Raw genomic sequence first — 12,001 nt, 5'->3', positions numbered from 1 at the left:
CCGCCGCGTCGGCGTTTTTCCGGCCGGCCGGCCGCCCGGACATCCGGCCGGTCCGAGGGCGTCGAGTTGCCGACCTTGACACCGGTCCATATCTGACGGACAGTCAGAAACCGTGAAGGATCCGGAAGCCGATGAACTGGGCGTGCGGCTCAAGGTGTACGAAGGGCAGCCGGCCGCCGTCGCCGGTGTGGGCAAGGACCCGGTGAACCTGCCCATGATCCGCCACTGGTGCGAGGCGATGGGCGACACCAACCCGGCGTACGAGGGTCCGGACGCCATCGCCCCGCCCACCATGCTCCAGGCGTGGACCATGGGCGGCCTGTCGGGGCACACGGGGCGCACGGGCGCGTACGACGAGCTGCTCACGCTGCTCGACGAGGCGGGCTGCACCTCGGTGGTCGCGACCGACTGCGAGCAGGAGTATCTGCGCCCGCTGCGGCCCGGTGACGAGGTCGCCTTCGACACGGTGATCGAGGCGGTGTCGGACCGGAAGACGACGAAGCTGGGCACGGGCTACTTCGTGACGACCCGCACCGACGTCCGGGCGGCGGGCGAGCTGGTGGGTACGCACCGCTTTCGCATCCTCAAGTACGCCCCCGCGCGCCGCACACCGCCCGCTGCGCGCCCCCGGCGGCCCCGTCCGGTGGTCAACCGGGACAACGCCGGGTTCTGGGACGGCGTGGCCGGGCACCGGCTGCTGATCCAGCGGTGCACGGACTGCGGCACCCTGCGGCACCCCTGGCTGCCGGGCTGCAACGCGTGCGGCTGTCTGGAGTGGGACACGGTCGAGGCGAGCGGCGCGGGCACGGTCTATTCGTACGTGGTCATGCACCATCCGCCCTTCCCGGCCTTCACCGAGCCCGAGTCCGGGTCCGCGTCCGGGTCCGAGCCCGGATCCGGGTCCGAGCCCGGGTCCGGGTCCGAGTCCGGGTCCGGGTCCGGGTCCGAGTCCGGGGCCGACCGGACGGCGGGCGCGGCGGGGCCCTATGCGGTCGGACTCATCGAACTGGCCGAGGGCGTGCGGATGGTGAGCAACGTGGTCGGGGTGCCGTACGACAAGGTGCGCATCGGGCTGCCGGTCCGGGTGGAGTTCCGCAGGCACGAGGACGACGAGGGCGCACTGGTCCTGCCGGTGTTCCGGGTCGTCGAGGGCGAGGGCTGACATGGACGTCACCGTGGGGGCCGCGGTGCCGCCGCTGGAGATCCCGGTCACCCGCACGCTGATCGTGGCCGGGGCGATCGCGTCCCGCGACTACCAGGACGTGCACCACGACGCGGAGCTGGCCCGGCGGAAGGGTTCGCCGGACGTCTTCATGAACATCCTGACGACGAACGGACTGGTCGGCAGATATCTCACGGACCACTTCGGGCCGACGGCGGTGCTCCGCAAGGTCGCCATCCGGCTCGGGGCGCCCAACTACCCGGGGGACACGATGGTGTTGACGGGCCGGATCGAGGAGGTCGTCGCAGCGGCCGACGGCGACACGATGACCGTGACCGTGCGGGTCGTCGGTGCCAACGGCATCGGCCGGCATGTGACCGGGACGGCGACGCTCACCGTCCCCCGTGGGGGCGCGTCATGAGCCCGCGGACACGGGACACCCTGGGCGGCCGCGCGGCGATCGCCGGGATCGGGGCCACCGAGTTCTCCAAGGACTCCGGGCGCAGTGAGCTGCGGCTGGCCGTGGAGGCGGTGCGGGCTGCGCTGGACGACGCGGGGCTGGCGCCGGCCGACGTGGACGGGATGGTGACGTTCACGATGGACACCAACCCGGAGATCACCGTGGCCCAGGCCTGCGGGATGGGCGAGCTGTCCTTCTTCTCCCGGGTCCACTACGGCGGCGGCGCGGCCTGCGCGACGGTCCTGCAGGCGGCGCTCGCGGTGGCGACGGGCGTGGCGGAGGTGGTGGTCTGCTACCGCGCCTTCAACGAGCGGTCGGGCCGCAGATTCGGCGCGGGCGTCCAGCACCGGGAGCCGTCGGCGGAGGGCGCCGCGCTCGGCTGGGTACTGCCGTTCGGGCTGCTCACCCCGGCCTCCTGGGTGGCGATGGCGGCCCAGCGGTACCTGCACGCGTACGGGCTGACGCCGGAGGTGTTCGGGCATGTGGCCGTGGTGGACCGCAAACACGCGGCGACCAACCCGGCGGCGTACTTCCACGGCCGCCCGATCACCCTCGCCGAGCATGCCGCGTCCCGCTGGATCGTGGAGCCGCTGCGGCTGCTGGACTGCTGCCAGGAGACCGACGGCGGGCAGGCGGTCGTCGTCACCTCCGTGGAGCGGGCCCGGGATCTGCGGCATCCCCCGGCCGTGATCGCAGCGGCCGCGCAGGGCGCCGGGCGGGCGCAGGAGCAGATGACCAGCTTCTACCGGGACGACCTGACCGGTCTGCCCGAGATGGGCGTGGTGGCGCGCCGGCTGTGGCGGACCGGCGGTCTCGGCCCGGCCGACATCGACGTGGCGATCCTGTACGACCACTTCACGCCGTTCGTGCTGATGCAGCTGGAGGAGTTCGGGTTCTGCGGGAAGGGGGAGGCGGCCGGTTTTGTCGCCGAGGAGCGGCTGCCGCTCAACACGCACGGGGGCCAGCTGGGGGAGGCGTATCTGCACGGGATGAACGGGATGGCGGAGGCGGTACGCCAGCTGCGGGGCACGGCGGTGAACCAGATAGCGGGGGCGTCCCGGACCCTGGTGACGGCCGGCACCGGGGTGCCGACATCCGGACTGCTCCTGACGGCGGACGGCTGAGGCCCCGCCCCCGCGCCCTCTACTCAGGGTCGACCCTCAGTCGAGGTGTATGCGTACTCCACCTGGAGGAGGTGGAGCCTGCCCCACCCCTACAACCTGAGGGGGACGTCGCTTCGGGACCTGCGGGCGATCCCCCGGGGCGGGTCCCGCTCCTAGCGTGGAGCCATGACCACACCCGTCTGCACCAGCGCCTCGGCCGCCGCCGCACCAGCGGGACAGACCCTCCCCCACGCCCGTGTGCGGCCGAGCGGCACGGCCCCCGCCTACCCGTCGTTCGCGTCGTACGTCAGGGCCCGCCAGCCGGTCCTGCTGCGCACCGCGCGCTCACTGACCGCGAACCCGAGCGACGCCGAGGACCTGCTGCAGACCGCGCTGGCCAAGACCTATGTGGCCTGGGACCGGATCGAGGACCAGCGCGCGCTGGACGGCTATGTGCGCCGGGCACTGCTGAACACCCGGACCTCGCAGTGGCGCAAGCGCAAGGTCGACGAGTTCTCCTGCGACGAGCTGCCCGAGCCGGAGCCGGTGCCCGGCGACGACGACCCGGCCGAGCGGCAGGCGCTGCACGACGCCGTGTGGCGGGCGATCATGAAGCTGCCGGCGCGGCAGCGGGCGATGGTCGTCCTGCGGTACTACGAGGACCTCAGCGAGGCCCAGACCGCCGAGGTGCTCGGTGTGTCGGTGGGCACGGTGAAGTCGGCGGTGTCGCGTGCCCTCGGCAAGCTCCGCGAGGATCCCGAGCTGGGCCTGGTCCGCTAGCGATCGGACCCTCCCGGTCGAGTTCCCGGCGGCTTGGTGACGTACCCCCTAGTGACATACCGCGCGGTATGTGAGCAGAATCTGCCCAACCCTTTCTGCCGCACAGGGCAACGCCGCCTTGGGAGGACCGCCGTGCTGAGCACCATGCAGGACGTACCGCTGACCGTGACCCGCATCCTCGTGCACGGGGTCCTGGTGCACGGGCGGTCCCAGATCACCACCTGGACGGGAGAGGCGGAACCGCAGCGGCGCAGTTTCGCCGAGGCGGGGGTACGTGCCGTACAGCTGGCGAACGCCCTGCGGGACGAACTCGGCGTCCGGGGCGACGACAGGGTCGCCACGTTGATGTGGAACAACGCCGAGCATGTGGAGGCCTACTTCGCGGTCCCGTCCATGGGCGCGGTGCTGCACACGCTCAATCTGCGGCTGCCCGCCGAGCAGCTGGTGTGGATCGTCAACCACGCCGCCGACAAGGTCGTCATCGTCAACGGCTCGCTGATCCCGCTGCTCGCGCCGCTGCTGCCCCAGCTGCCGACCGTCGAGCACATCGTCGTCTCCGGCCCGGGTGACCGCTCCCCGCTCGCCGGTGCCACGGCGCGGGTGCACGAGTACGAGGAGCTGATCGCCGGCCGGCCGACGACGTACGACTGGCCGGAGCTGGACGAGCGCCAGGCCGCCGCCATGTGCTACACCTCCGGCACCACGGGCGACCCCAAGGGCGTGGTGTACAGCCATCGTTCGATCTACCTGCACTCCATGCAGGTCAACATGACCCAGTCGATGGGCCTGACCGACCAGGACACCTCGCTGGTCGTCGTCCCCCAGTTCCACGTCAACGCCTGGGGCCTGCCGCACGCCACGTTCATGACCGGCGTGAACCTGCTGATGCCGGACCGTTTCCTCCAGCCCGCGCCGCTCGCCGAGATGATCGAGCGGGAGCGGCCGACGCACGCCGCCGCCGTGCCCACCATCTGGCAGGGCCTGCTCGCCGAGCTGACCGCCCGCCCCCGGGACGTCTCCTCCCTCACCCAGGTCACCATCGGCGGCTCCGCCTGCCCGCCCTCCCTCATGACGGCCTTCGACAAGCTCGGCATGCGCGTCTGCCACGCCTGGGGCATGACGGAGACGTCCCCGCTCGGCACGGTCTCCCGGCCCCCGGCCCACGCGGTCGGCACCGAGGAGGAGTTCGCCTACCGCCTCACTCAGGGCCGCTTCCCGGCCGGCGTCGAGGCCCGGCTCACCGGCCCCGGTGGCGAACGCCTGCCCTGGGACGGCGAGTCGGCGGGCGAGCTGGAGGTGCGCGGCCCCTGGATCGCGGGCGCCTACTACAACGGCCCGGACGCCGAACCGCTGCGCCCCGCCGACAAGTTCAGCACCGACGGCTGGCTGAAGACCGGTGACGTCGGCACCATCTCCCCCGACGGCTTCCTCACCCTCACCGACCGCGCCAAGGACGTCATCAAGTCCGGCGGCGAGTGGATCTCCTCGGTGGAGCTGGAGAACGCGCTGATGTCCCACCCGGAGGTCGCCGAGGCCGCGGTGGTCGCCGTGCCCGACGACAAGTGGGGCGAGCGCCCGCTGGCCACGGTCGTCCTCAAGGAGGGCGCGACCGCCGACTTCACGACCCTGCGCACCTTCCTCGCCGAGGAGGCCCACATCGCCAGGTGGCAGCTCCCCGAGCGCTGGACGGTCGTGGCGGCGGTGCCGAAGACGAGTGTGGGCAAGTTCGACAAGAAGGTGCTGCGCAGGCAGTACGCGTCCGGCGAGCTGGACATCACCCACATCTGAGCACGGTGGTGCCGTAGGCCGGGCGGGATCGGCCATCCCCGCCCGGGCCCGGCGGTGCCGTCGTACGCCGGGTGGGATCGGCTGCCTTGCCCGGCCTCCCCGCCCTACCGCCGCCGCATCGTCGCCCCCCACCCCAGCACCAGCCACACCCCCGCCACCGCGCACACCCCGGCCCAGCCCCAGTGGCCGAAGGCGGAGCCTGCGGCGGCCGAGGCGAGGGCGCCGCCGGCGAAGCCGGAGACGACGTAGGCGGTGTTGGCGGTGGCCGGGCTGGCGGTCGTGGTCAGGGCCAGGGTCTGGTTGGCCACGTGCGAGGCGACCAGCGCGGCATGGATCGTGACCGCGGCGGCGAACAGCGCCACGAGGACATGCCCGCCGAGCCAGAACAGCGGCACGGAGACGGCCGCCAGCAGATACGCGCCGCCCACGACCCGCGCGGCACCGAAACGGTCCACCAGACCGCCGGCCACCGGGGCCACCGCGGTGGAGGTCAGACCGAAGAGGCCGAAGAGCCCGGCGGTCGCGGTCGACAGGCCGTAGGACGGGCCGGTCAGCAGCAGCGCGAGCGAGGTCCACAGCGCGCTCCACGCACCGAACATCCCCGCCTGGCGCAGGCACGCCCGCCACAGCTCGGGCGAGCGGCGCAGCAGCCCGGGTATCTCGGCGATCCCGGCGAACAGCCCGCCCTCCCGGGCACGCCGCTCCGCGGGCAGGGCGAGGGCGGTGGTGAGGCCGAGCGCGAGGGTCAGTACGGCAGACCCAGCGAACACCCAGCGCCAGCCGAAGGCCTGCCCGGCCAGCCCGCCGACCACGCGGGCGGCCACGATCCCGGTGAACAGCCCGGCGATGACGGCCGCGACATGCCGGGCGCGCCGCCCGGCGGGGGCGCGCTCGGCGACCAGCGGGACCAGCAGCTGCGGTACGACGGTCGCGGCGGCGGCAACGAACACGGCGGCGGCGAGGGCGGCCGTGCCCGGCGACACGGCCGCGCCGATCAGCGCCACCGCGGTGGCCACGGACAGGGCGGCGACGAGCGGACGCCGGTTGACGCGGTCGCCGAGCGGGGCGAAGAAGAGCAGCCCGGCCGCGTAGCCGAACTGGGCGACCGAGGCGATCCAGGTCACGGCCGAGGGGACCGTGCCGAAGTCGTGGGCGATCAGGGGGAGCAGCGGGGCCGCGAGATAGATGTTGGCGGCCGTGACGGCGGTGCAGACGGCGATGAGCAGCAGGAACAGCCCGCCGGAGCGGACGGGCGCCGGGCCCTGGCGGTCATCTGCCCGGGGTACCCGGACCTGCTGGTCCGGGCGGGTGCTGGTCACTGACGGCATGAGCGGGGGCACTCCTCGAAGCCTGGGAGGTGATGGGCGACTGGTGGCCCACCTGACAACCAACTGGTTGGTTGATTGACCGCAACAGTCTGCACCGCTCCCGCATTCCCCGTCAACCAAACAGTTGGTTACCTGTGGGGCCCGGCCCTACCCTGTCCCCATGGCAGCAGTGAGGGACCCCGAGGCCACCAAGGCCCGCATCTTCGACGCGGCGGTCACCGAGTTCGCCCGGCACGGCATCGCGGGCGCCCGGATCGACCGCATCGCCGCCGAGGCCAAGGCCAACAAGCAGCTGATCTACGCCTACTACGGCAACAAGGCGGAGCTGTTCACCCACGTCCTCAGCCGGTCCATGACCGACCTGGCAGCGGCCGTCCCGGTCGACCCGGACGACGTCGACGGCTGGGTCGACCGCCTGCTCGACTACCACGCCACCCACCCCGAGTTCCTCCGCCTGCTGTTCTGGGAGGGCCTCGAATACGGCACCGCCGAGCTGCCCGACGAGCCGGTCCGCCAGGACCACTACGCCCGCAAGGTCGCCGCCCTCACCGACGGCCAGGCCCGGGGCGTGATCACCGATGCGATCCCGGCCGGCGACCTGCTGCTCCTGATCACCGCCGTGGTCAACTGGATGGCCGTGGTCCCGCAGATGCGCCGCATCGTCACGGGCGCCCAGGACACCGACCGCGACCGCCTGCGGGCCTCCATCAAGGAGGCGGCCCGCAGGATCGTCGCGCGGTAGTACCCCCGCGGGCGGTAATACTCCTGCGAGGGGTCAGTTGGTGCCGATGCGCGCCAGCAGATCCACGATCCGGCTCTGCACCTCGCCGCTCGTGGACCGCTCCGCGAGGAACAGCACCGTCTCGCCCGAGGCCAGCCGGGGCAGGTCGGCCTGGTCGACGGCGGCGGTGTAGACGACCAGCGGGGTGCGGTTGAGCAGGCCGTTCGCGCGCAGCCAGTCGATGATCCCGGTGTTCCCGGCCTGCCGCCGGTGCTGCATCAGGTCCATCACCACGAGGTTCGGCCGGAACTGCCCCGCCAGCGTCACCGCGTCGTTGTCGCTCGCGGCCCGCGCCACCTGCATCCCGCGCCGCTCCAGCGTCGCCGTCAGCGCCAGCGCGATCTCCGCGTGCTCCTCGATCAGCAGGACCCGCGGCGGGTGCTGCTCGCTGTCGCGCGGCGCCAGCGCCTTCAGCAGGACGGCCGGATCGGCGCCGTACGCCGCCTCGCGCGTCGCCTGCCCGAGCCCGGCCGTGACCAGCACCGGCACCTCGGCCGCCACGGCGGCCTGACGCAGCGATTGCAGTGCCGTCCGCGTGATGGGCCCGGTCAGCGGGTCCACGAACAGCGCGGCGGGGAAGGCCGCGATCTGCGCGTCGACCTCCTCACGGGAGTGCACGATCACCGGCCGGTAGCCACGGTCGCTCAGCGCCTGCTGGGTCGTCACGTCGGGCGCGGGCCACACCAGCAGCCGGCGCGGGTTGTCCAGCGGCTCCGGGGGCAGCTCGTCGTCCATCGGCTGCGGCCGCGGTGGGTCCGCGACCTCCACGGCCCCGCCGGGACCGTCCAGCGGCTCGGGCCCCTCGGCGGCGTCGGCGTCCGGGGCGCCTATGGCGTACGACCGCCCGGCACCCTCGGTGCCCGGCGTGGCCGGCTTGGCCGGGGCGAGCCGGGGCTGTCCGCCGAGCGACGGCTGCGGCACGGGCGACTGCGGGAGGGGCGCCTGCGGGAGGGGCGCCTGCGCCACGGCCGGCTGCGCGGGCGCCGCCTCGGCCGCCGGGTGCGGCCGGGCCGCCTGCTCCGTAGACGGCGACGGCGACGGCTGCGGCTCCGGGCGGGTGGCCGGGTCGGGGGGCGTACCCAGCTTGCGCCGGCGGCCGGAACCGCCGGGCGCGTGCGGCGGCGGGGTCGCCGTCGACTGCTGCGCCTGCGCGGTCTGGCGCGCGAACGGCACGCCCTGCCCGAGCGTACGGACGCTGATCGCCCGCCCTTGCGTGGAGTTCGGGTCGACCGCGCCCCCCTCGGCGGGCAGCCCCTGAGGGGCCCGCGCCGCGGGGAGTACGGGGGCGGCAGGGGCTACAGGAGGTACGGGTACGGGGGTGCCCGCACCGGAGGTGTCGTCGGCACCGGGCCACTGCTGCGGAACGGTGGCCACGGGGGCACCTGCGCCGCTCACGGGCGCGGCCTGGGCGGCGCTCTGCGCGGCCGGGGGCGCCTGGACAGCTTGGGGCGCCAGTACGGCCTGGGCGGGTGCCGCCGGCTGTCCGGTACCGGCCTCGGCGGGCAGCGGCTGCGCGGCCGGGGTGGCGCCGACCGGGGTGGCGCCGGGCGGGGTCGCGGCGGGCGCCACCGGGAGCGGCTGGGCCTGGGCGGGCAGCGGCTGACCGGGAGCGACCGGCTGACCGGGGACGACCGGCTGACCGGGAGCGGGCTGGTGCGCGGTGCCCTGCGCTGGGGCGGCGGGCTGGGCGCCGGGTTGCCCACCAGGCGCGGGCTGGGCCGCCGGGGTCGTCGGCGCCGCCGGGGGACCGGCCTGGACGGGGATGCCCTGCCCGGCCGTACTCTGCGCCGGGATCCCGGCAACCGGCGTGCCCTGACCGGGCGTCGGCGCCCCCGCCGGGTTCGGTACGGGCTGCCCGGGAGCGGCCGGTGCCGCCTGAGCGGGCGTCACCTGCCCCGCGGCGGGCTGCGGCTGAACCGGCACCGGCTGCGCGGCCACCGGCGCCGGCGGGGCCACGGCACGGCGGCGCCGGCCGGTCGGTGCGCTGGTGGGATGCGGCTGCGGCGGGGTGTGGTCCGCGTCCTGGCCGAGCGGTACGGCGTCGTGCCGGCCCTCGTCACCAGGTGCACCACCAGGTACAGCACCGGGTACGCCACCGAATGCACCCTCCACGGGCGGCGCAAGCTGCGCGGGCACCGGCACCGGCCCGGCGACCTGCGGCGGTGCCTGGCTCGCCGAGTCCGCGGACCCGGGCGAGCGGTCGGCCTCGGCCGGCGGCAGCGCGAAGACCGTACGCGGGGCGGCCGCCTCCTGCGCCGCGGCACGCTCCGCCGCGGCGGCCAGCGCACGCCGGCGCCGCCCGGTCGGCTGATCACCCTCTTCCGCGCCCGCAGCGGCCTCGCCGCCGCCCACGGGCAGGGCGGGCGGCAGGGCGGGCTGGCCCGCACCGGCGTCGGGCCGGACGGGCACGCCCTGCGGCGGCACCGCGGCGCCGAGCCCCGTACCGGCGGCGGCCGTCCCCGCGGCATGCTCGGCCGCGGTCACCACGGCGCCCTCGCTCACGCCCTCGCCGGCACCGGTGCCGACGTCGGCGGGCCGCCCACGGCGCCGCCCGGTGCCGGACGCGGGCTGCTCGCCCTCGGCCGGGACCACGGCGGTCTCCTCGGCGGGCGCGGCGGCCCGCCGGCGGCGCCGGCCGGTCGGCACGGGCGCCTCCGTCCCACCGGTCTCGCCCGCGCCGGGCACGTCACTCTCCAGGAAGGCGTCCGTGGAGGCCCGCCGGGCCCGCCGCCGCCCGCCGGCCGCATCCTCGCCGTCGGCGGATTCCAACAGGGCCGGGGCCTGTACGGCCGGGGCCTGCGCGGCCGGGGCGGGCGTGGTGACCGCTCCCGCACCACCCCCGAGCGGCACCTCCAGCACATACGCGCTGCCGCTCATGCCCGGCACTTCATGCGTCTGCAGGACCCCGCCATGAGCCCGCACGATCCCGCGCACGATCGGCTCGTGCACCGGGTCTCCCCCGGCGTACGGCCCGCGCACCTCGATCCGTACGACCTCACCGCGCTGCGCGGCGGCGACCACGACCGTGTTGTCCAGGTAGCCGCCCGCGGAGACAGGCGAGTTGCCGGTGGCGTCGACACCGGCCACGTCCGCGACGAGGTGGGCCAGCGCGGTGGCGAGCCGCTGCGGGTCGACCTCGGCCTCGATGGGCGGCGCGTGTACGGCGAACTGCACCCGCCCGGGGCCGATCAGCTCGACGGCGCCGTCCACACCGGCGGCGACGACGGCGTCCAGCATCACCTTCGTACGGATGATGTCCTCGGCGCCGGCGTCCAGCCGCTGATAGCCGAGGACGTTGTCGATCAGGGACGTGATCCGCGCGTACCCGGCGGAAAGATGGTGGAGCACCTGATTGGCCTCGGGCCACAGCTGACCGGCGTCGTCCGCCGCCAGCGCGGACAGCTCGCGCCGCAGCTCGTCCAGCGGCCCGCGCAGGGAGGACCCGAGCAGGGTGAGCAGCTGCTCGTGCCGCGCGGAGAGGGCCTCGTACCGGTCCTTCTCCCGCTCGGCGAGCGCGGCGTACCGCTCCTCGCCGGCCGCCACCGCCTCGGCGTGCTTCTCCCGCAGCTCCTCGACCTCGGCGCCGTGTTTCTCCCGCAGGTCCTCGACCTCGGTGACGTGCTGCTGGCGCAGCGCGGTCAGATCGGAGGCGTGCTCCTCGGCGAGCCGCTCCACCTCCTCGGCGTGCGCCTTCTCCTGTGCTTCCTTCTCCTCGGCCAGGGCCTCGTAGGGCCGCCGGTCGGTGAAGGTCATCACGGCGCCGACGAGCTGGTCCCCGTCGCGCACCGGAGCGGTGGTGAGGTCGACGGAGACTTTTTGCTCTCCCTTGGACCACAGCACCTGCCCGCGTACCCGGTGCTTGCGCCCGGAGCGCAGGGTGTCGGCGAGCGGCGACTCCTCGTACGGGAAGGGCGAGCCGTCGGCGCGCGAGTGCAGCACGAGGGTGTGCAGCTCCTTGCCGCCCAGCTCACCGGCCCGGTATCCCAGTATCTGGGCGGCGGCCGGGTTGACGAGCACGATCCGCCCGTCGGTGTCGGTGCCGACGACGCCCTCGGCCGCGGCCCGCAGGATCATCTCGGTCTGCCGCTGCGAGCGGGCCAGCTCGGCCTCGGTGTCCACGGTCCCGGACAGGTCCCGTACGACGATCATCAGCAGCTCGTCGCCGGTGTAGCCGTAACCGTCGTACGCCTGCTGCCCGTTCTCCAGGTTGGTGCTGGTGACCTCGACGGGGAACGAGGATCCGTCGGTCCGCCGCGCGATCATCCGCTGGGGCTTGGTCCGGCCGCGGGGGTCCATGTGATCGGGCCGCCGCATGGACCCGGGGATCAGCCGTGAGTCGAACTCGGGCAGCAGATCGAGCAGCCCACGCCCCACCAGAGCCGTACCGGGCGCCTCGAATGCCTCAAGCGCGATGGTGTTGGCGTTGACGACGGTTCCGTTGGCGTTGACCAGGACCAACGCGTCCGGCAGCGCGTCGAGTATGGCTGCGAGGCGAGCAGCGCCTCGGGATGGCCTGCTGCTCACGAGACGCCTTCCTCCCTGTTACCGCACCTTGCCGACCGCTCGGGCCATCTTGCCAACCGGCCCGCGACGTGTCAC

8 protein-coding genes are annotated in these 12,001 nt (G+C 74.3%); 6 read left to right on the top strand and 2 right to left on the bottom strand.

Going from position 1 to position 12,001, the window contains the following annotated elements; all coding sequences use genetic code 11:
• Nucleotides 1-112: 112 nt before the first annotated feature.
• From LE548_RS28920 to LE548_RS28900, 5 genes are all read left to right on the top strand, one after another.
• On the top strand, nucleotides 113-1,162 hold the full coding sequence (locus tag LE548_RS28920) for a bifunctional MaoC family dehydratase N-terminal/OB-fold nucleic acid binding domain-containing protein (RefSeq protein ID WP_225099895.1): 1,050 nt from the start codon (nucleotides 113-115) through the stop codon (nucleotides 1,160-1,162).
• Between the two features lies 1 nt (nucleotide 1,163).
• Nucleotides 1,164-1,583, top strand: a complete 420-nt coding sequence (locus LE548_RS28915; RefSeq protein WP_225099894.1) for a MaoC family dehydratase — start codon at nucleotides 1,164-1,166, stop codon at nucleotides 1,581-1,583.
• Nucleotides 1,580-2,746, top strand: coding sequence for a lipid-transfer protein (locus LE548_RS28910; protein ID WP_225099893.1), 1,167 nt, complete (start codon nucleotides 1,580-1,582; stop codon nucleotides 2,744-2,746). Before LE548_RS28915 ends, LE548_RS28910 begins: the two co-directional genes overlap by 4 nt.
• Nucleotides 2,747-2,911: 165 nt before the next feature.
• The gene (locus LE548_RS28905) at nucleotides 2,912-3,505 is read left to right on the top strand and encodes a SigE family RNA polymerase sigma factor (RefSeq protein WP_225099892.1); all 594 of its coding nucleotides are present in this window, start codon (nucleotides 2,912-2,914) and stop codon (nucleotides 3,503-3,505) included.
• Between the two features lie 132 nt (nucleotides 3,506-3,637).
• Nucleotides 3,638-5,293: a long-chain fatty acid--CoA ligase gene (locus LE548_RS28900; protein WP_225099891.1), complete on the top strand. Its 1,656-nt coding sequence runs from the start codon at nucleotides 3,638-3,640 to the stop codon at nucleotides 5,291-5,293.
• 104 nt (nucleotides 5,294-5,397) lie between these two features.
• Here the strand turns inward: LE548_RS28900 and LE548_RS28895 are convergent, their stop codons facing one another.
• Complete coding sequence (locus LE548_RS28895; RefSeq protein ID WP_225099890.1) at nucleotides 5,398-6,621, bottom strand: MFS transporter; 1,224 nt, start codon at nucleotides 6,619-6,621, stop codon at nucleotides 5,398-5,400.
• A gap of 160 nt (nucleotides 6,622-6,781) precedes the next feature.
• Between LE548_RS28895 and LE548_RS28890 the strand changes: the two genes are divergently transcribed.
• Nucleotides 6,782-7,363: a TetR family transcriptional regulator gene (locus LE548_RS28890; protein WP_225099889.1), complete on the top strand. Its 582-nt coding sequence runs from the start codon at nucleotides 6,782-6,784 to the stop codon at nucleotides 7,361-7,363.
• A 33-nt stretch (nucleotides 7,364-7,396) separates the two neighbouring features.
• On the opposite strand, the gene LE548_RS28885 is transcribed toward LE548_RS28890, so the two are convergent.
• A complete protein-coding gene (locus LE548_RS28885; protein ID WP_225099888.1) occupies nucleotides 7,397-11,926 on the bottom strand; it encodes a PAS domain-containing protein in 4,530 nt (1,509 codons plus the stop codon).
• Between the last annotated feature and the right edge of the window lie 75 nt (nucleotides 11,927-12,001).

The sequence above is a fragment of the Streptomyces sp. CoH27 genome (assembly GCF_020181035.1).
Taxonomy (GTDB): Bacteria; Actinomycetota; Actinomycetes; order Streptomycetales; family Streptomycetaceae; genus Streptomyces; species Streptomyces camelliae.
This window is presented reverse-complemented; position numbering and strand designations above follow the sequence as displayed.